Source organism: Microbacterium caowuchunii, from assembly GCF_008727755.1.
GTDB lineage: Bacteria > Actinomycetota > Actinomycetes > Actinomycetales > Microbacteriaceae > Microbacterium > Microbacterium caowuchunii.
In genome coordinates this window covers 127,174-148,123 of sequence record NZ_CP044231.1, presented here as the reverse complement: position 1 = coordinate 148,123, position 20,950 = coordinate 127,174, and the positions used below count along the sequence as shown (strand labels likewise).

At 65.9% G+C, this 20,950-nt stretch carries 12 protein-coding genes and 3 rRNA genes; 2 read left to right on the top strand and 13 right to left on the bottom strand.

Annotation, left to right across the window (positions count from 1 at the left end; translation table 11 throughout):
- Positions 1–7 precede the first annotated feature (7 nt).
- Positions 8–805: a methyltransferase domain-containing protein gene (locus tag F6J84_RS00650; RefSeq protein WP_150970538.1), complete on the bottom strand. Its 798-nt coding sequence runs from the start codon at positions 803–805 to the stop codon at positions 8–10.
- Positions 806–1,029: 224 nt separating this feature from the next.
- On the opposite strand from F6J84_RS00650, the gene F6J84_RS00645 reads away from it, so the two are divergent.
- Positions 1,030–2,100, top strand: coding sequence for a Glu/Leu/Phe/Val dehydrogenase family protein (locus F6J84_RS00645; protein WP_150970536.1), 1,071 nt, complete (start codon positions 1,030–1,032; stop codon positions 2,098–2,100).
- Positions 2,101–2,243: 143 nt separating this feature from the next.
- Here F6J84_RS00645 and rrf read toward each other — a convergent pair.
- The 6 genes from rrf to F6J84_RS00615 form a co-directional block, all read right to left on the bottom strand.
- Positions 2,244–2,360: ribosomal RNA gene (gene rrf / locus F6J84_RS00640) — 5S ribosomal RNA — on the bottom strand.
- Between the two features lie 102 nt (positions 2,361–2,462).
- A 23S ribosomal RNA gene (locus tag F6J84_RS00635) occupies positions 2,463–5,564 on the bottom strand.
- Positions 5,565–5,995: 431 nt separating this feature from the next.
- A 16S ribosomal RNA gene (locus F6J84_RS00630) occupies positions 5,996–7,517 on the bottom strand.
- The 16S, 23S and 5S rRNA genes sit together here, the layout of an rRNA operon.
- Before the next feature lie 539 nt (positions 7,518–8,056).
- A complete protein-coding gene (gene purF, locus F6J84_RS00625; protein WP_150970534.1) occupies positions 8,057–9,517 on the bottom strand; it encodes an amidophosphoribosyltransferase in 1,461 nt (486 codons plus the stop codon).
- A gap of 6 nt (positions 9,518–9,523) precedes the next feature.
- Complete coding sequence (gene purM / locus F6J84_RS00620) at positions 9,524–10,642, bottom strand: phosphoribosylformylglycinamidine cyclo-ligase (protein ID WP_150970532.1); 1,119 nt, start codon at positions 10,640–10,642, stop codon at positions 9,524–9,526.
- A 291-nt stretch (positions 10,643–10,933) separates the two neighbouring features.
- A complete protein-coding gene (locus F6J84_RS00615) occupies positions 10,934–11,788 on the bottom strand; it encodes an endonuclease domain-containing protein (RefSeq protein ID WP_191905707.1) in 855 nt (284 codons plus the stop codon).
- Positions 11,789–12,071: 283 nt separating this feature from the next.
- On the opposite strand from F6J84_RS00615, the gene F6J84_RS00610 reads away from it, so the two are divergent.
- A complete protein-coding gene (locus tag F6J84_RS00610) occupies positions 12,072–12,683 on the top strand; it encodes a zinc-binding alcohol dehydrogenase (RefSeq protein ID WP_150970530.1) in 612 nt (203 codons plus the stop codon).
- A gap of 6 nt (positions 12,684–12,689) precedes the next feature.
- Here F6J84_RS00610 and F6J84_RS00605 read toward each other — a convergent pair whose 3' ends face one another.
- The 6 genes from F6J84_RS00605 to F6J84_RS00580 form a co-directional block, all read right to left on the bottom strand.
- Entirely contained in the window at positions 12,690–13,040 is a 351-nt protein-coding gene (locus F6J84_RS00605; RefSeq protein ID WP_150970528.1) for a potassium transporter Trk, read from the bottom strand.
- A 114-nt stretch (positions 13,041–13,154) separates the two neighbouring features.
- On the bottom strand, positions 13,155–16,868 hold the full coding sequence (locus F6J84_RS00600; RefSeq protein WP_191905706.1) for an HtaA domain-containing protein: 3,714 nt from the start codon (positions 16,866–16,868) through the stop codon (positions 13,155–13,157).
- Positions 16,869–16,991: 123 nt separating this feature from the next.
- Complete coding sequence (locus F6J84_RS00595; protein ID WP_150970525.1) at positions 16,992–17,777, bottom strand: heme ABC transporter ATP-binding protein; 786 nt, start codon at positions 17,775–17,777, stop codon at positions 16,992–16,994.
- Complete coding sequence (locus F6J84_RS00590) at positions 17,774–18,844, bottom strand: FecCD family ABC transporter permease (protein WP_238702547.1); 1,071 nt, start codon at positions 18,842–18,844, stop codon at positions 17,774–17,776. Before F6J84_RS00590 ends, F6J84_RS00595 begins: the two co-directional genes overlap by 4 nt.
- Positions 18,841–19,953, bottom strand: a complete 1,113-nt coding sequence (locus F6J84_RS00585) for a heme/hemin ABC transporter substrate-binding protein (RefSeq protein ID WP_150970523.1) — start codon at positions 19,951–19,953, stop codon at positions 18,841–18,843. The genes F6J84_RS00590 and F6J84_RS00585 overlap by 4 nt, the downstream gene beginning before the upstream one ends.
- Complete coding sequence (locus F6J84_RS00580) at positions 19,953–20,861, bottom strand: HtaA domain-containing protein (RefSeq protein ID WP_191905705.1); 909 nt, start codon at positions 20,859–20,861, stop codon at positions 19,953–19,955. Before F6J84_RS00580 ends, F6J84_RS00585 begins: the two co-directional genes overlap by 1 nt.
- Between the last annotated feature and the right edge of the window lie 89 nt (positions 20,862–20,950).

Below are 20,950 nucleotides of genomic sequence, written 5' to 3'. Positions count from 1 at the left end.
CGTCAGCCTACCCGCGGGCGACGATCTCGCCGTGCGGCATGAGGAGCCACCCGTCGGACGCATCCGCCCAGGCCCGCCACCCGGCCGCGATCCGCTCCAGCCCGTCGCGGTCGGTCTCGCCGAGGTCGATCGCGTGCTGGGCGAAGGAGGACTCGACCGCGCGCTCGGCCCATGCTCCGCCCCACCATTTCCGGTCCTCATCCGATTCGAACAACCACAGGGACGCGGAGCAGCTGATCTCGCGGAAGCCCGCCTCGCGCGCCCAGGACTTGAGCTTGCGGCCGGCCGCGGGATCGCCGGCCACCCGCCGATGCACGCGCAGGTAGACGTCGTGCCACTCCGCGAGCGCGGGCAGGAGCGGGTACCAGATCACGCCTTCGTAGTCGACGTCGCGCGCGGCGACGACGCCGTCGGCGGCCACCCGCCGGAACTCCCGCAGCGCATCGACGGGACGGTCCAGGTGCTGCAGCACCTGGTGGGCGTGCACGACGTCGAACGCCCCGTCCGGCCGGCGGAGGGCGTAGGCGTCGTCGACCACGAACTCGACGTTGGTCGCGCCCTCCGACGCCGCATAGGCGCGCGCCCGGTCGAGGACGTCCGCCGCCGCATCGACCCCGACGACCCCGGCGGGCGCCACCCGGCCGGCGATGTCGACCGTGATCGTGCCCGGCCCCGCCCCGACATCGAGGACGGTCGTCCCCGGCTGCAGATACGGGAGGAGGTACGCCGCGGAGTTCTCGACGGTGCGCCACTCGTGTGCGCGGAGCACGCTGGCGTGATGCCCATGGGTGTAGCTGTCGGCCATGGAACGAGCGTAGACGGCGGGAGTCGGCCCCGGGCCCATGTGACGATGCGCCGCGGTCGCGCCCGGGCTCGTTCCCCGGGGCCTCTTCTGCGACCTCCTGACCGGGTGTTCTTCCGCAATCCCCTTCATTACGCCGGGAGGAGCGGCCAGAATGGGCGGCGGATGCGGCGACTCGGCCGGATCCGTTCGGCACAGCCCACAAGGCTCCGCGAAAGAGGTACGCAATGACGCACGCCCCGACCCTGCCCGACTTCGCCCATGAACGCGTGGAGGTGACGACGGGTTCCCGCAGCGGTCTCGTGATCACCGTCGCCCTGCACTCCTCCGCGCTGGGACCCGCACTCGGCGGCGCCCGACTCTGGACCTATCCGCACTGGAGCGACGCCGTCGCCGACGCGCTCCGTCTCTCCAGCGCGATGACGCTCAAGAACGCCGTCGCGGGATTGGATTCCGGCGGCGGCAAGGCCGTGATCGCGATTCCCGAGGGCACCCAGCTCGACGCGGCACGACGGCGCGCGGCGTTCCTCGACCTCGGCGATGCAGTGGAGGCGTTCGACGGCTCGTACCGGACCGCAGAGGACGTCGGTTCGACGACCGACGACATGCTGGCTGTCCGCGAACGCACCACCCATGTCGTGGGGCTCCCCGACCGCGTGGGCGGGTCCGGCGAACCCGCCGGCCCGACGAGCATGGGCGTCTACGCCGCGATCGGCGCCACCCTGGAACGGGTGCACGGAACGGCATCCCTGGAGGGGCGACGGATCACGATTTCCGGCCTCGGACAGGTGGGAGGCCGTCTCGCCATCCGCCTGGGTACGGAAGGCGCGCTGCTGACCGTCACCGATGTCAACCCGGCCAAGCGCGCCCTCGCCGAACAGCTCGGCGCCATCTGGGTGGAACCGGGTACCGAGCACCTGGTGCCGGCCGACGTGTTCGTCCCGGCCGGCATCGGCGGAGTCCTCACGGAGAGCGTCATCGACGCCCTCGAGGCGAGGGCGGTCTGCGGTCCCGCGAACAACCCGCTGGCTACCCGTGCGGATGCGGATCGGCTCGCCGCCCGCGGAATCCTGTTCACACCGGATTTCGTCGCCAACGCCGGCGGCGTCATCTATCTGGACCTCGAGGAGCGGGGGGCCGACCGCGAGGAGACGATGCGGCGGGTCAACGCCATCGGCGACACCGTCCGTCATCTCCTCGACGACGCCGAGGAGCACGGGATCACCCCGCTCGCGGCCGCCGAGGCCTACGCCGCACGGCGTCTTGACTCCGCCGCACGGGTGAGCGAATCCGTCTAGAACCACGGAAAGGGGCACGTGCCTCCCGAAGGAGGGCACGTGCCCCTTTCCTGTCGATACACGCTCGACCTCCGTCGGGAGGATCGTGCCCGTAAACCAGAAATGGCCACCCAGCGTTGGGTGGCCATTTCTATTGAAAAGAAGTCCGGCGGTGTCCTACTCTCCCACAGGGTCCCCCCTGCAGTACCATCGGCGCTGTGAGGCTTAGCTTCCGGGTTCGGAATGTAACCGGGCGTTTCCCTCACGCTATGGCCGCCGAAACACTATTGATGTTTCAGTCTGCATAACAACTCAATTGTTATGCGGTTCTCGACCGTACATCGAGAACCACTCAGTGGACGCGTAGCACCAAAAAACGGTGTGTTATCAAGTCATCGGCTTATTAGTACCAGTCAGCTGCACACGTTACCGTGCTTCCACATCTGGCCTATCAACCCAGTAGTCTGGCTGGGAGCCTCTCGCCCGAAGGCATGGAAGTCTCATCTTGAGGCCGGCTTCCCGCTTAGATGCTTTCAGCGGTTATCCATCCCGAACGTAGCTAATCAGCGGTGCTCCTGGCGGAACAACTGACACACCAGAGGTTCGTCCAACCCGGTCCTCTCGTACTAGGGTCAGATCCTCTCAAACTTCCTACGCGCGCAGCGGATAGGGACCGAACTGTCTCACGACGTTCTAAACCCAGCTCGCGTACCGCTTTAATGGGCGAACAGCCCAACCCTTGGGACCTACTCCAGCCCCAGGATGCGACGAGCCGACATCGAGGTGCCAAACCATGCCGTCGATATGGACTCTTGGGCAAGATCAGCCTGTTATCCCCGAGGTACCTTTTATCCGTTGAGCGACAGCGCTTCCACAAGCCACTGCCGGATCACTAGTCCCGACTTTCGTCCCTGCTCGACCTGTCAGTCTCACAGTCAAGCTCCCTTGTGCACTTACACTCGCCACCTGATTGCCAACCAGGTTGAGGGAACCTTTGGGCGCCTCCGTTACTTTTTGGGAGGCAACCGCCCCAGTTAAACTACCCACCATGCACTGTCCCTGAACCGGATTACGGTTCGAAGTTAGATATCCAGAGTGACCAGAGTGGTATTTCAACAACGACTCCACCTGAACTAGCGTCCAAGCTTCAAAGTCTCCCACCTATCCTACACAAGCCACACCGAACACCAATACAAAGCTATAGTAAAGGTCACGGGGTCTTTCCGTCCTGCTGCGCGTAACGAGCATCTTTACTCGTAATGCAATTTCGCCGAGTTCGCGGTTGAGACAGTTGGGAAGTCGTTACGCCATTCGTGCAGGTCGGAACTTACCCGACAAGGAATTTCGCTACCTTAGGATGGTTATAGTTACCACCGCCGTTTACTGGGGCTTAAATTCAAAGCTTCGCCGAAGCTAACCTCTCCTCTTAACCTTCCAGCACCGGGCAGGCGTCAGTCCGTATACATCGTCTTGCGACTTGGCACGGACCTGTGTTTTTAGTAAACAGTCGCTACCCACTAGTCTCTGCGGCCTCCAAACGCTTTCGGAGCAAGTCCTAATACGTCGAAGGCCCCCCTTCTCCCGAAGTTACGGGGGCATTTTGCCGAGTTCCTTAACCACGATTCTCTCGATCTCCTTGGTATTCTCTACCTGACCACCTGAGTCGGTTTGGGGTACGGGCGGCTAGAACCTCGCGTCGATGCTTTTCTTGGCAGCATAGGATCACCCACTTTTTATCCGCATCGTGTCTCAGCCTTAATGAGTGACGGATTTGCCTATCACTCGGCCTACGCACTTGCACCAGGACAACCATCGCCTGGCTTGGGCTACCTTCCTGCGTCACACCTGTTAATACGCTAACCGCACCAGAACGGGTTCGTGCGCTAGGCCCAGAGCGTCACCCCGAAGGGATCAGTCACTGGGATTCAGACACTTAGCACTACTGGATTAGCTTGGGCGGTTCTTCGCCGGTACGGGAATATCAACCCGTTGTCCATCGACTACGCCTGTCGGCCTCGCCTTAGGTCCCGACTTACCCAGGGAAGATTAGCTTGACCCTGGAACCCTTGGTCTTTCGGAGGACGTGTTTCTCACACGTCTTTCGCTACTCATGCCTGCATTCTCACTCGTGTAGCCTCCACGGCTGGTTCACACCGCCGCTTCGCTGGCCACACGACGCTCTCCTACCCATCAACACGGCTGGACCACGAAGGCCTACCTATAATGCTAATGCCACAGCTTCGGTGGCGTGCTTGAGCCCCGTTACATTGTCGGCGCGGAATCACTTGACCAGTGAGCTATTACGCACTCTTTCAAGGGTGGCTGCTTCTAAGCCAACCTCCTGGTTGTCAAGGCAACTCCACATCCTTTCCCACTTAGCACGCGCTTAGGGACCTTAGATGGTGGTCTGGGTTGTTTCCCTCTCGACTATGAAGCTTATCCCCCACAGTCTCACTGCTGCGCTCTCACTTACCGGCATTCGGAGTTTGGCTGACGTCAGTAACCTTGTAGGGCCCATCGGCCATCCAGTAGCTCTACCTCCGGCAAGAAACACGCAACGCTGCACCTAAATGCATTTCGGAGAGAACCAGCTATCACGAAGTTTGATTGGCCTTTCACCCCTATCCACAGCTCATCCCCTCAGTTTTCAACCTAAGTGGGTTCGGTCCTCCACGACGTCTTACCGTCGCTTCAACCTGGCCATGGATAGATCACTTCGCTTCGGGTCTAGGACACGCGACTGAATCGCCCTATTCAGACTCGCTTTCGCTACGGCTACCCCTCACGGGTTAACCTCGCCACGTATCGCTAACTCGCAGGCTCATTCTTCAAAAGGCACGCTGTCACCCCTACTAAGGAGGCTCCAACGGTTTGTAAGCAAACGGTTTCAGGTACTATTTCACTCCCCTCCCGGGGTACTTTTCACCTTTCCCTCACGGTACTTGTCCGCTATCGGTCATCTGGGAGTATTTAGGCTTATCAGGTGGTCCTGACAGATTCACACGGGATTTCTCGGGCCCCGTGCTACTTGGGATACTCTTCGCGTCAAGAGAGGCATTTCGACTACGGGGTTCGCACCCTCTATGACTGGCCATTCAAAGCCATTCGTCTATACCTTCTTGTAACGCCGACAGATCGGCAGAACTGTCTGAAAAGTCCCACAACCCCGAATACGCAACTCCTGCCGGATATCACACGTACTCGGTTTAGCCTGTTCCGGTTTCGCTCGCCACTACTAACGGAATCGCGGTTGCTTTCTCTTCCTGTGGGTACTGAGATGTTTCACTTCCCCACGTTCCCTCTACCCGCCCTATATATTCAGGCGGGAGTCACTAGGTCGGCACGCCGCCCAGCGGGGTTTCCCCATTCGGACACCCTCGGATCAAAACTTGCTTATCAGTTCCCCGAGGCTTATCGCAGATTGCTACGTCCTTCTTCGGCTCCAGATGCCAAGGCATTCACCGTTTGCTCTTAAAGACTTGAAATCACATGAGTTCATCAAAGAATCGGACCAGATCCGAAGATCTGACTCGAAATTGACTAATGATCTTTAAGATCATCAATACGAGATGCTCCCCTAAAGGATCATCTCGAAGATGCTCGCGTCCACTGTGTAGTTCTCAAAGTACGGGCGGTACCCTCCCCGCATGCCAACCCGAAGGCGACACCAGAAAGGGCCCAGAGGTTCGTCAACGCTCAACTTCCGTCAAGCGCATCCGGTCCCTCAGGACCCAACAGCGTGCATGCCCCAGGCGACTCCCCCAGACCCGTTCCGACCATGACCGAAGCCACGATGTACTGAGTTCCAGGATCATCCCCTGAAGCCTTGTCAAATGTTCCACCCATGAGCTACCAGTCGAGAACGTGTGTCTCGAATCTGGCGCCTGGAAGACCGAAGTCTCCAGATGCTCCTTAGAAAGGAGGTGATCCAGCCGCACCTTCCGGTACGGCTACCTTGTTACGACTTAGTCCTAATTACCGATCCCACCTTCGACGGCTCCCTCCACAAGGGTTAGGCCACCGGCTTCAGGTGTTACCGACTTTCATGACTTGACGGGCGGTGTGTACAAGACCCGGGAACGTATTCACCGCAGCGTTGCTGATCTGCGATTACTAGCGACTCCGACTTCATGAGGTCGAGTTGCAGACCTCAATCCGAACTGGGACCGGCTTTTTGGGATTCGCTCCACCTTACGGTATTGCAGCCCTTTGTACCGGCCATTGTAGCATGCGTGAAGCCCAAGACATAAGGGGCATGATGATTTGACGTCATCCCCACCTTCCTCCGAGTTGACCCCGGCAGTATCCCATGAGTTCCCACCATTACGTGCTGGCAACATAGAACGAGGGTTGCGCTCGTTGCGGGACTTAACCCAACATCTCACGACACGAGCTGACGACAACCATGCACCACCTGTTTACGAGTGTCCAAAGAGTTGACCATTTCTGGCCCGTTCTCGTATATGTCAAGCCTTGGTAAGGTTCTTCGCGTTGCATCGAATTAATCCGCATGCTCCGCCGCTTGTGCGGGTCCCCGTCAATTCCTTTGAGTTTTAGCCTTGCGGCCGTACTCCCCAGGCGGGGAACTTAATGCGTTAGCTGCGTCACGGAATCCGTGGAATGGACCCCACAACTAGTTCCCAACGTTTACGGGGTGGACTACCAGGGTATCTAAGCCTGTTTGCTCCCCACCCTTTCGCTCCTCAGCGTCAGTTACGGCCCAGAGATCTGCCTTCGCCATCGGTGTTCCTCCTGATATCTGCGCATTCCACCGCTACACCAGGAATTCCAATCTCCCCTACCGCACTCTAGTCTGCCCGTACCCACTGCAGGCCCGAGGTTGAGCCTCGGGATTTCACAGCAGACGCGACAAACCGCCTACGAGCTCTTTACGCCCAATAATTCCGGATAACGCTTGCGCCCTACGTATTACCGCGGCTGCTGGCACGTAGTTAGCCGGCGCTTTTTCTGCAGGTACCGTCACTTTCGCTTCTTCCCTGCTAAAAGAGGTTTACAACCCGAAGGCCGTCATCCCTCACGCGGCGTTGCTGCATCAGGCTTCCGCCCATTGTGCAATATTCCCCACTGCTGCCTCCCGTAGGAGTCTGGGCCGTGTCTCAGTCCCAGTGTGGCCGGTCACCCTCTCAGGCCGGCTACCCGTCGACGCCTTGGTGAGCCATTACCTCACCAACAAGCTGATAGGCCGCGAGCTCATCCCTGACCGAAATTCTTTCCAACTGCCGACCATGCGGTCGCAGCTCGTATCCGGTATTAGCAGCTGTTTCCAACTGTTATCCCAGAGTCAGGGGCAGATTGCTCACGTGTTACTCACCCGTTCGCCACTGATCCACAGAGCAAGCTCTGCTTCACCGTTCGACTTGCATGTGTTAAGCACGCCGCCAGCGTTCATCCTGAGCCAGGATCAAACTCTCCGTAAAAGAAAAATACTGAACCAACCGGAATAAGGTCGGGACAGCGAGTTTGAACTGACCAAAATGGATGTCATTACTGACTTATCCGTCGCCAACACCCCGAAGGATGCTGGACTTTTGATCCAAAGGAATCTCTTACCCGGCCGAAGCCGAGTCGAGGTTATTTGGCATTTGACAAGTGCACGCTGTTGAGTTCTCAAGGATCGGATGCTCCCGCTACTCAGCCTCTCAGCCTTGCCCGCGGGGCAACTTCACTATCGTATATCCGGTATCTCGTCGCTGTCAAATCGGCGTTTCGGTCGATCCGAGTCCGACACCGTGGTGTCGAGCGCTCCGAGAGTTCGGATCACCCCACGAGGACGCGCACCGAGGTGCGATGTTCTGTGGGGTTGTTCTCCACTTGAGGGGAACGGGGCTTCAGCCTCTCCGTTCTTCCCTGTGGGGCGAACAAGTAAGAATTTACGCGGATCGGCCGGACCCGGCAAATCATGCCCGCCCCCGGGCGTGTCGCGCGCCCTCACCCGGCGTGCGACCGCATCCCGGGGTCACGAGACCTGGGACCCCTCGACCCACCGCAGGTACTCCTCCGACACCGTTCCGGTGACGTAGCGGCCGTCGAAGCAGCTCATGTCGAGGTCGTCGATGTCCGACCCCTCCAGGATCGCGGCCTTCAGGTCCTCGACCTCCTGGTAGACCATGTAGTCCGCGCCGAGCTCCTCGGCGATCTCCGGGATGGTGCGCCCGTGCGCGACGAGCTCATGGCGCGAGGGCATGTTGATCCCGTACACGTGCGGGTAGCGCACGGGCGGAGCCGCGGACGCGAACGTCACGGACTTCGCGCCGGCGTCACGCGCCATCTGGATGATCTCCTTGCTCGTCGTGCCGCGCACGATCGAGTCGTCGATGAGCAGCACGTTCTTGCCCTGGAACTCGCTCGACATGGCGTTGAGCTTCTGCCGCACGCTCTTCTTGCGCACCGCCTGCCCGGGCATGATGAACGTCCGGCCGACGTAGCGGTTCTTGTAGAACCCCTCGCGGTATTCGATCCCGAGCTTGCGGGCGACCTGCATGGCCGCCGGCCGCGCGGAGTCGGGGATGGGCATCACGACGTCGATGGCCTCGCGCGGCGTGTGCTTGGCGATCGTGTCGGCCAGTCGCTCCCCCATCCGCAGCCGCGCCTCGTACACGGAGATCCCGTTCATGATCGAGTCGGGCCGGGCCAGGTACACGTATTCGAACGAGCACGGCGCGAGCCTCGTCTCCGCGGCGCACTGCCGGGAGTGCAGACGACCCTCGAGGTCGATGAAGATCGCCTCCCCGGGGTGCACGTCCCGCACCACCTGGAAACCACCGTTCTCGAGGACCAGCGACTCGGACGCGACGATCCACTCCTCGGTGCCGTTGGCATCCACCCGGCGGCCGAGGATCAGCGGACGGATGCCGAACGGATCACGGAAGGCGAGCAGCCCGTATCCGGCGATCAGGGCGATCGCCGCATACGACCCCTCGACGCGCTCGTGCACGCGGGTGACGGACTGGAAGACCTGGTCGGCATCCAGTTCGGGACCGGAGATCACGTGCTGCAGTTCGTTGGCCAGCACGTTGACCAGCAGTTCCGTGTCGGAACTGGTGTTCAGGTGCCGGCGGTCGGTGTGGAACAGCTCGCTGGTGAGCTCACGCGTGTTGGTGAGATTCCCGTTGTGCACCAGGACGATGCCGTAGGGCGCGTTCACGTAGAACGGCTGAGCCTCCTCCTCGTTGGAAGCGGTGCCCTTGGTCGCGTACCGCACGTGGCCGAGACCGATCTCGCCCAGCAGCGAGCGCATGTCCCGGGTACGGAAACCCTCCCGGACCTGTCCCTTGGCCTTCGCGATGTGGAAGACGCCGCTGCGTTCCGCGGTCGCGATGCCGGTGGAGTCCTGTCCGCGGTGCTGCAGCAGCAGCAGCGAGTCATAGATGTCCTGGTTGACCAGGCCCTGCCCGACCATTCCGACGATGCCGCACATGTGGTGTTACTTCGCTCCTCGTGTGGCGTACGTGCCGACCAGCCGCACGGCACCGCCGTCGACGCCCTTGGCACCCTGCTCGAAGTCCCCCGCGGGCGCGGTGCCGGAGCCGACGACGCCGACCTGCCAGGCGTCGATCCCGTGCTCGCGCATGACGGAAGCGACCGCATCCGTCCGGTCCGAAGCGACGACGGCCAGGAAACCGATCCCCAGGTTCCACGTGCCCTCGGTGGCCATCAGATCCAGTCCGCCGAGGTCGGCGAGCACCTGGAAGACCGGTGGCGGTGACCAGGTGGAGCGGTCCACCTCCACCCATGCGTCCCGCGGGAGGACGCGCGCCAGGTTGGCGGCGATGCCCCCGCCGGTGACATGGCTGAGGGAGTGCACCCCGTCGCCCAGCGCGTCGATGAGCGCGAGGATCGGGGTCGTGTAGAGGCGGGTGGGCTCGAGGAGCACCTCGCCCCAGGTCGCGCCGAAGTCCACGGCGAAGTCGCCGTACTGGATACCGGCGCCGGCGACGATGTGGCGCACGAGCGAGTAGCCGTTGGAATGCAGGCCGCTCGAGGAGATCGCGATGACCGCGTCACCGGGACGGACGCGCTCGGCGCCCAGCATCCGGTCCGCCTCGACGACACCCGTCGCCGCTCCCGCGACGTCGTAGTCGGCCGGTCCGAGAAGACCCGGATGCTCGGCGGTCTCGCCGCCGACCAGGGCGGTGCCCGTCGCCGCGCACCCGTCCGCGATGCCCTTCACGATCGCTGCGATGCGCTCGGGGTAGACCTTGCCGCACGCGATGTAGTCCGTCATGAACAGCGGCTTCGCCCCGACCACGACGATGTCGTCCACGACCATGCCGACGAGGTCCTGCCCGATCGTGTCGTGCTTGTCGATGGCCTGCGCGATGGCGACCTTCGTGCCGACACCGTCGGTACTGCTCGCGAGCAGCGGCCGGCGGTAGCCGAGGAGGGCGCTCGCGTCGAAGAGACCGGCGAAGCCGCCCACTCCGCCCAGGACCTCGGGTCCATGGGTGCGTCGGACGGCGGACTTCATCAGCTCGACGGCCAGATCGCCGGCAGCGGTGTCGACACCTGCTGCGGCGTAGGGGTCGTGGGAGGGTGCGGCCACGGCAACAGCCTACCTGCGCGGGAGGGTGTCGATGCCCGTCCGGATTCGGGGCGCTTCGCTCGCCCTCCGAGGGCTCCCGCCGACGTGTGCGCGACGAGCGGAGGAGATCCCGTCCGCGTGTGCGCGACGAGCGGAGGAGATCCCACGAGCGGAGGAGGTAGAGGGAGGTGACGCCCTCCGCTGAGCGCATCTCCTCCGCTGGGTGCGTCCTGCGCCCCCTCCCTGCGCCCGCGCACATCACCCCGCGCCGGCGACCCGCGCAGATGCGGCCCGGACACGATGCACCGGTGCTCAGCGGGAACGGTGCAGGCCCTGAGCGACCGCGCGCATGATGTCGTGCTGCACCGAGGGCCAATCGTGCACGACCTGGGCGTACCCGACGCGGAGGACATGGAAACCCATGAGCGTGAGCCGCGCGTCATGCCGGATGTCGGCCTCGCGCTGAGCGCCCACGTGATGTCCGCCATCGATCTGGAGCACGAGGCGATCGCCGATGAGGAAGTCCACGCGATGACCGGCAATCCAGGCCTGCGGCACGATGCGGAGCCGGAGCCACCGCAACCGCGGCACGACGAGTGTTTCGAGGCCTGAGTCGGAGAAGGGCGACGCCGCTTCCAGCACGGACCTCGCGGTGGCGGTCAACGGAAGGCGGGCGAACGCCTCGGCGTCGATCATCTGCATCCGCAGCGCCGACTCGAACACGACGAGCGCGGCTTCACGCGGCCGGCATGCCGCGACGAGAGCGAGGACGTTCTCCACCGGGTCGTCGAGGGCATCAGGATGGCGCGGAACCAGCGGAATCGCCCTGTGCACCCGAGTCCCGTCCGCCACGAGGATCCGTCCCGCGTGCGGAGGAGCCGCGACGTGCGAGACCGGCTCATCGAACGTCCACAGTCCGAGCCGAGCGGCCTGGGTGATGCAGGACACGACCACGCCCGACTTCGCCGCGGCACGCAGGTGGGGGTCCGCATCCGGCACGGCCACCCATCGACGGCGTATCCGGACGAGCTCGCCGCAGGCCACCGCATCCGTGACCGCGGAGACGGCGAAGCCGAGCTCCCGAAGGCGTCCGCTGCGCACGACACCGCCCTGGGTACGCACGAACGCCAGCATCCGCGACGATCGGTCGACCTGCGAAGTGCTCATGGACTCAGCCTCGGCACGGACGCCCCCGCGGTGTCCTGCTCTGCGGGAATCGGGCACGGATGCCGGCCGACCGGGGGATGGGGAGGAGACGAGGGGAGGATGACGGACCCCTTGCCCGGTCGAGCGGAGGATGAGGGGCCACGGGAGGACGTGTCAGCCCTTTCCTCTCCTCCGGTCGGCTGATCTCCTCCGCCCGCGGGACCGCATCCCCGCCGGCGACGGCACGCGACCGACGTTCGCAAGGGGCGGCTCGTGTCCGTGGAGCCGCATCTACAATGGCGCCATGCCGGGCAGTGGAGGGCCGCAGTGGCTGGTTCGCGAGGACGCGAGTCCGGCCGTGCTGGCCGCGCTCTACCTTCGGCAGGCGCTCGGGATCCGCTCCCCGGAAGAACTGCCCTCACTCCGGGGGATCCCGCCGGCTGATCCGCTCCGGGACAGCCAGGCGCACGCCCTGCTGGAGCGGCAGTGGCGCGAGTACTGGGCCATGACCGTGGAACCGCAGGCGCATCCGTCCCCCGTTCCGCTCGACCTGGTCGAAGGGTTCGACACGTTCGTCGCGCTACCGATCGAGGGCGCGGACGAGCTGCGGGCCGCGATCATGCCCCACGCGCCCGACGCCATCGACTTCGCACGCTCCGCGAACGACATGTACACGCGCCGGGATGCGGGCCGCGCCGGTACGGCATACCGCGCCTACGCCAGTGCCATCGCGGTGCATGAACGACAGGTGGGACGCCGCGCGCACTCGTTCGAGCTGAACGTCCAGGTGCTCCCGCTCGCGCAGCGCGGACTGTGGTGGATCGGGTCACTGACGATCGCCGTGACCGACAGTCTGCGTGGCGACGTGGTCGCGTTCGACCGGGCCATCCACCCGATCATCGCCGAGCTGGCCTGAGCGGACTCAGTCCTCTTCGACGCGGGAGATCTCGTGGTCCACGGACACGTCGCGGGCCCGCTTGGACAGGACGCGGTCGAACACGAGCGCGACGAGTCCGCCGACGGCGAGACCCACGGCGACGCCGATCAGCGCGAGGAACCCGAACACCTGGCTCTGGGAGTACTCGATGCCTGCGGCGCTCGCCTCATCCGTCCCGTTGAAGGCGAACGTGAGGATCATCGCGACGAAGACGCCGAGGGCCGCGCCCAGCACGAGGAAGACGCCGTACTTGGGCGCACGACGCACCCGCACGGTCTCGATCCGGTCACCGACGACGATGCGGGGGGTTTCGGGGTACTGCGGCTCTTCGGCCATACGCCCATTGTCTCATCCGTCCGGGGGTGCGGTCTGCGCCGACGACGAAGCGCCGGCCCCGAGGACATCGGGACCGGCGCTTCAGAGTCGACGCCGGATGCGGCGCCGGCGGGATCAGGCGTTCGCGCGGCGGCGACGCATGACGACCAGCAGGAGACCGAGGCCGAACAGTCCGGCACCGATCCACAGGACGTCCGCGGAGCTCTCGGCACCCGTGGCGGCGAGGTTGCCGTCCGTGGTGCTGTCGCACTCCACCTCAGCACCCAGCGGGAAGCTGAAGGACACCGGGTCCAGCGCCGCGCCGGCGTCGTAGAAGCCGGCGAAGGCAGCGGCACCCGCGGAGGTCAGGGTGGCCGAGGCGCCCGACCAGCTGATGCGGTCAGCCGTCCTGTTCGCAGTGGGCAGCGAGAGGCTTGCGAACGCTACCCCGTTCGCATTGACCGCTGGCGTGCCGTCGGGCTTCGTCGCGTTCACGTTCAGGATCAACGTCGCCGACGTGGCGCTGTTGATCTGGATGCGCGGGTTGCTGAGGCTGACCTGCAGGAGACCGCCGTGACCTTCGAAATACGCCGAACCCCCGTAGGAGACGCGACCGCGGTTGGTGTCCGTGCTGTACGCCCCCGAACCCGAGCCCCAGTTGATCGATTTCGTGCCGCTGGCGATCGGGCCTTCCACGTAGGCGACGAAGCTCTGCTTGACACCCCACTGGATACTGGCGCCGGAGACGGCGTGGGCCACGCAGCTGGCCACCTGAGGTGCCTCCGGGGCGACCGGCGACGGCGTTCCTGCCGCGACGACCGTTACGGGGACCGAAGCGACCACCGCGCCGTCCACGCTCAGGGTGACCGTGTGAGCCCCGACAGCGAAGTCAGTCGGGACGTTCCAACGGTACGACACCGAGCCGGAGGCGTCGGCCACCTGCGTGCCGATCGTGATCGGGTCCGAGTGGATGACCGCGGTGACCGAAGTCTTATCGCGGAAGCCCGACCCGGAGATCTGCAGCACTCCACCCTGGACGACGCTGGCGTGCCCGTTCAGCACGGTCGCCGCCGGGGTCGGCTCGGTCCAGGCGACCTTGAGAGCCGCCGGGCTCTTACGGACGTCTCCGCCGGCGCCGCTGGCGTAGTAGAAGGACTTGATCTCGGCCGGCAGCGCCAGGACGAATTCGTTCGTCCACGCGTCGGTGAAGCCCACCCCCGAGGCGCTGGTCGCCCAGGTGCCCGCCGCGGTCGTCCCGGCGTAGTCGAACGTGAGCGACTCGTCGACGGACGCTGCAGAGAAGTCGGGAACGTCGGCGGCGGCGATCGTCGCGATGACCAGTTCCTCGGTGGGCGAAGGCGTGTAGTCGCCGATTCCGGAGCGGACGCCGGCCGTCCATGTGCCACGGCCGTCCGCGATCGTGAGCATCGGGTCCACGAGCTCGATCCACTGACCGTTGGCGGGGAAGAACGTGGCGTACGCCTCGACGCGCATCGTGCCGGTGAAGTCGATGACCGCGGCATCCGCGGTGACGATGCCGGTGCCTCCGGTGAGGACGAAGTCCTCACCGTCGAGCGTGACGTTTCCGCTGACGATCTTGGTCCAGTCGTCGGAGTATGCCGACCATCCCCACGTCGCCGATACGTTGCTGACACGCTCGCCGGTCGTCGGCGCCGCCACGGTCTGTACGGCGGGGTCGACGATGCCGTAGTACGCGGGCGTGGTGGTCCCGCGGCTCGTCGTCTCGTAGGTCCCGGTCGAGCCGTCGTAGCCGTTCGAGGAGGTGAAGACGGCCTCAAGACCGTGTCCGCCGGCCGGCAACGTCGCGGTCGAGAAGGTGGCGGCGCCGTCGATCACGTCCGCGGACCCGAGCGAGATCGTGGTGCCGGTGACGACGGAGGTGCCGAAGAACTCAACGGTTCCCTGGGCCTGCGCCGGGACCACGGATGCGGTGAGGGTCACCGAATTCCCGAGCTCGGTTCGAGTCGCGGGTGCAACGGCGAGCGTGGTCTCCGTGGTCGCCGGCCATTCGAACTCGAGGTTCAGGGGGGACGCCGGCTTCTGCAGGTTCGCTGCGGAGGGGCCGGACTGGTAGAAGTACGCCTGGATGCTTGCGGGTGTGTTCCAGATGAGGGCGTTCGGCCACGCGTTGGCGTAGTCCTTGTTCCACGTGCCCTGTGCGACCGTGCCGGCGTACGCGAAGGTCACGGACCCGTCGAACACGTTGCCCGGGCCGAAGCCTGTGGCTCCGCTGAAGGCGCCGATCGGCAGGTTCTGCGCGGTGGCGTTCGAGCTGGTGGTGACGTCAGCGGTCCAGACACCCGCACCGGCGGCAGTCACGCGCAGCACCGGGTTGGTGAACTCCATCCACACGCCCGCGTGCGGCTCGATCTTGAACGAGCCGTCGAAGACGATCGAGGCGCAGTGTGCGTCAGCCGTGACCTCTCCACCGGAGAAGACGAAGTCGCTGCCGGAGACGCCGATGTCGCCCGTGGCCGTCTTCTTCCACTGGTTGTACCCGGCGTAGCTGTACTCCGAGAACTTCCAGGTCGCCGATGCTTCGGTGCCGCTCGTGGCGGAGCCCGGTCCGGGGGTGCAGGCGGCGGGAACGGCCAGGTCGACGATGCCGTAGTTGCCGGATGCCGCCGAGGCTGATCCTTCGAACGCGCTGGTTGCGGGGACGAACTCCGCGACGAAGCTGTGACCGCCCGCGGCGAGGTTCGTCGAGGTGAAGGCCGCTGAGCCATTCGCGACCGGGGTCTCGCCGAGCAGAGTGCGCTCTGCGCCCCCCGCTGCGATGCTGAAGAACCTGACACTACCGACGGGAGCCTCGGCCCCTTCGCTGTTCGTGACGGACGCATCGAGCGTGACCGACTCGCCCTTCGGCGCACGGGTCGCGGGCGAAACGGTGAGCACGGTTTCGGTGCTGTCCGCATCCGGCGCCGGTACCGCCGTGATGACATAGGCGAGTGCGGCGGCGGACGAGGGTGAGTACGTTGCGGCCGAAGGGGTGAACGTCGCGCTGAGCTGGTGGGAGCCGACCGCGAGCGCGGAGGTCGAGAGCTGCGCCGAGCCGTTGACGACCGCCGCCGTACCGAGAGAGGTCGTGCCGTCGAAGAACTCCATGGAGCCGTCGACGGCGGGCGTCACCGCAGCGGTCAGCTGAACGGGATCTCCCGCCGTGGCGGTACCCGAGGGGCTGGCCGTGAGGGTCGTCGAGGTGGCGGTGACCGGGATGGTGAACGGCGCCGAGAAGGTCATCGGGTCCGCATACGGATCTGCGTTGTACAACCCGCCGAAAACAGCGAGCGCCTGCGCGGTCAGTACGCCCCGCCCGGTCGTCCAGGTCGCGACGTCGCCGTTGATGCTGGGGGCGCTGAGCGTGAACGTGGCGAAGGGCATCCCGGTGACGTTGGTCGCCGGGAAATTGTTGTACGGGGCGCTCGTCACATCGAAGTAGACCGTGGCCGAGGTGGCGCTGGTGATCTCGACGCGGGCATTGGAAGTCGTCAGATCGAGCGCGCCCTGGTGGCCCAGGTAGCGCGCGTTGCCGCTGAAGCTCACGGATCCCGTGCGGTTCTCGCTCAGTGTGCCGGAGCCGGAGCTCCAGTTGGCCACACCATCGGCGCCGATCGTCGTCGGCGAGGAGCTCGTGATCGTCCCGGCGGCGATCGGGCTGGAGATGTAGTTGCGCCAGCTGTCGCGCACACCCCAGCTCAGCGTTGCCGTACCGCCGTCTGCGGCCGAGGCGGGAATGGCGACCCCGAGGGCCGCTCCTGAAGCGATCAGCGCGCCGGTCAGCACGCTCGCGAGCACTCGCCGGAGCGAGGCCCTCCTGGTTTTCTGCACGGGTGTACTCCTCGGAAGAGCCGATCGCATCGCGGCGCGATGCGGAAAGTGGGGCCGTCGGATGTCGACCATTGGTAAGCCTAGCCTTACCTGAGGGCGAACTGTGAATCGTGTCGGCTGGGGTCAGCGCGAGCGCCGCGGCAGGACGATGGGGCGACCCGTGTCCGGATCGGCCAGCACCCGCACCGGCGTGCCGTAGACCTCCGCCACCCGCTGCTCGGTGAGCACGTCCTCGGGCGCACCGAATGCCTGCAGACGTCCGCCGGCCAGCATGGCGACGTCGTCGGCGTAGGCCGCTGCCAGCGACAGGTCGTGGAGCACGACGATCACCGCCCGTCCCCGGGCCGCAAGCTCCCGAGCGATGCGGAGGACGTCCTCCTGGTGACGCAGATCCAGCGCCGCCGTGGGTTCGTCGAGCATGACGATCGGCGTGTCCTGGGCCAGCACGCGCGCCAGGGAGACGCGGGCCCGCTCGCCGCCGGAGAGCGACGAGAACACCCGCGTCGCGAGATGCGCGACGTCCGCACGCTCGAGTGAGGCGCGGATCGCCCGCTCGTCGTCACCGTGGTCGTATCCGATCCACGGCGCGCGACCCATCTCCACGACCTCGTACGCCGTGTACGCGAAGGAGACCTGGTTGTCCTGCAGCAGGACGGCGCGCCGACGGGACAGGTCGCTGCTGCGGAACTCCGACAGCGGACGCCCCTCCAGGGTCACCGTCCCGCTGGTGGCCGTGGCATCGCCGGTGAGCAGTCCCAGGAGAGTGGACTTGCCGGCGCCGTTCGGGCCCACCAGGGCGAGCACCCGGCCGTACCCGACCTCGAAGCTCACGTCCTGGAGGATCTCGACCGCGCCGATCCGGTAGCCGACGCCCTCCAGCGCGAACGCCGTCTCCGCATCCCCGTTCACGACCAGCCCCCCGCCCGGCGCCGCGTCCTGCGGATGAGCCAGTAGAAGAAGGGACCGCCGATGAGCGAGGTCAGGATGCCGATCGGCAGGTCCGCGGACGGCATGAGGGTCCGCGCCAGCACGTCCGCGAAGACGAGCAGCGCCCCTCCCCCGAGGAACGACGCGATGATCAGCGGCCGGTTGGCGGGACCGATCAGCATCCGCACGAGATGCGGCACGACCAGACCCACGAAGGAGATGATCCCGACGAAGGCCACGGCGACCCCGGTGAGCAGCGCCACCAGAACGATCGAGAGGATGCGGAGGCGTTCCACGTTCACGCCGAGATGGGTCGCGGTGCGGTCGCCGAGCGCCAGCAGGTCGTAGCGTCGCGCGAGCACGATGGTGACGGCGAAGGCGGCGAGGCCGACGACCGTCACGAGCCCGACCTCCTGCCAGCGCGACGCGTTCATGGAGCCCAGCTGCCAGAACACGATCTGCTCGCGGGAGGCGTTGTCGCCCAGGAACATGAGGATGGCGAGACCCGCCCCGCCGAACGCGTTCACCGCGATACCGGTCAGGATCAGGGTCACCGATTCCGTGCGCCCCTGTGAACGCGCCGCTCCGTAGACGATGAGCGTCGCGCCCAGGCCACCCGCGAAGGCGAGGAGGGCGGTGGTCCAGGAACCGAAGAGGGTCAGGCCGAACGTGATCGCGAGCGCCGCGCCCAGCGCCGCACCCGATGAGACGCCGACGACACCGGGCTCCGCCAGCGGATTGCCGAAGATGGCCTGCATGACGGCACCGGCGACGGCCAGCAGCGCACCGACCAGCAGGGACATCGCGATCCGGGGGAAGCGGATCTTCCACAGGGTCTGCTCGACGATCGGATCGGTCGGCGCCCACGCGGTGTCGATGCCCACCGCACGCAGCAGCGATCCGATCACCTCGGTCGGTGCGATCGCCACCTGCCCGAGCCCCGCAGAGAGCCCCACCCCGATCGCCAGGAGCACGACACCGCCCGCATAGACCGCGAGCCGGCGTCGGCGGCCGGTGCGTGCACCGCCGGTGGGCGCCACCGTACTCACGAGGTCGGCCCGGACGACTCCGGGGCGTAGATGGCGCGGGCGAGGGCGTCCAGCACCAGCGCCGAACGTGGACCGAACGAGAGCACCTGCCCGTCGTTCATGTCCACGAACCGACGGTGCTCCCCCGCGGTCGTCAAGGCGATCGCGGGCTTGTCCTCGAGCAGTCCGTCCACCCCGCCGACGGAGGTGAACCCGTGCGACATCACCAGGATCAGATCCGGATCGGCGGCGATCATCGCCTCATCCGTCATCGGCTTCATCCCGTCCCAGCCGAGCTCGCCCGCCACGTCGATACCGCCCAGGCCCTCGATGAGCTCGTCGGCGCCCGATTCCTCGCCGAAGAGGTAGTAGACCCCGGCGGTGCCGCGCAGGTAGAGGAAGAGCATGCGCAGCCTGTCACCGGGTTCGGCGGGCGCGATGGCCTCGATCTGGGCCAGGGTGACGGCGAGGTCCGTCGAGACGCGCTCCGCCAGGAGGTCGCCCGCCTCCGGGGCACCGAACACGGCGGCGACCTCGTGGGCCAAGTGGACGGCCCCCTCGAACGAGGGCTCGTTCTCGACGAACACGACCGTGATGCCGACGTCGCGCAGCTGCTCGACGACATCGCGCGGACCGATCCCGCCATCCGTGATGACGAGGGTGGGGCGCAGGTCGATCACGGCCTCGGCGTTGACGGTGTGCCCGCTTCCGGTGACAACGGGGAGGTGCTCGGTCCCGGGGAAGGTCGTCGTCTGGTCCACCCCGACGAGGGTGTCGCCGAAGCCGAGACCCCACACGGTCGCCGCGATCGAGCCGGCCATGTCCATGGCCACCACGCGGGAGGTGTCGACGACCTCGACCTCGACGTCGCCGCCGCGGTCGTGCGAGACGACCGTGGCGGGCAGGCTCTGCGCCGGGTCGCTCATGACCGGCTCCACGACCGCGTCGGCCATGACCGCGGTCGACTCCCCGACGTAGGCGCGCGGGTCGTCGAGGACCTCGATCTGATCGAGCGGCGCGCGATCAGCCACGGTCACCGCGGCGGTGTCCGACGCTGCAGACGACGCGGCACACCCGCTGACGAGCAGCGCCGACACCGCGAGGAGCGCCAGCATCCGGACCGAACGCATCAGGCTGCACCGCTTCCGGGTGTCGTGTCCGGGCTTCCCGAGTCGCCGCCGGGACGGCTCTTCCGGCGGACGATCCAGACGACGACGCCGGCCACGACGGCGACGCCCACGACGCCGGCGACGACACCCACCCAGGCGAAGTCGCCATCCGACTCGGCGGAGATCGGAACGGGGGTGGCGTCCACCGTCTCCTCGTCCGTGGCCGAGGGCTCCGGCTCGGGCTCGGCCGCGGCGCACTCGACGGTCAGGCTGAACGACACCGGGTCGAAGCCGGTGCCGGCCTCGTAGTTGCCGAACGCCTCGAACCCCTCCGCCGTGATGGCGGCCGGGACGGCGGTCCCCGTGACGACCGTCTGATCCTCGGAGACCTGCAGCGGTGCGGCGGCGAGGTCGAGCGCCACCAGCGGCACCTGCGTCCCGGAACGGACGTTCTCCGCGTTCCCGGCCAGGGCGTCTTCCATGCTCAGGCTGGAGATGTCCATCAGGATGGCGGCCGTGCCGTCACCGGGGAAGCTCAGGGTGGGGTCGGTGATCGTCGTCTCGAGCAGGCCGTCGTGGCCGGTGAAGCGCACGCCGCCAGGGAAGTGCGCGTCGCCCGCGAGAGTGGCGGGATCGAACGTGCCGGTCGCGCCGGACCAGCCGAAGTCCGGGGTCGTGTACGTCGCGCCCTCGATCGGCTCCCAGGAGCCGTTGGCGATCCGCCCGGAGATGTAGGAGCGGAACGATTCCTTCACGCCCCAGGTGAGGGTCCCGTCGACGATCGTGCACGCCCCGGGGTCCACGGCCGCCGAGGCGGCGCGGGCCGGCGTCTGCGCGGCACCGAGCAGGGGGGCGGCGGCGAGCGCGAGCGCCGCGACGACCGCGGCGACACGGGCGGAGGAACGATGACGGGCGAACCGCTCGGACACGGGGGCACCTCTTCGCAGACAGTGGCGTGCAGCCCGCGACCGATCAGCGCAACATTGTCGCGGCGCGGTTCGGGTGCTGCGCGCGGGCA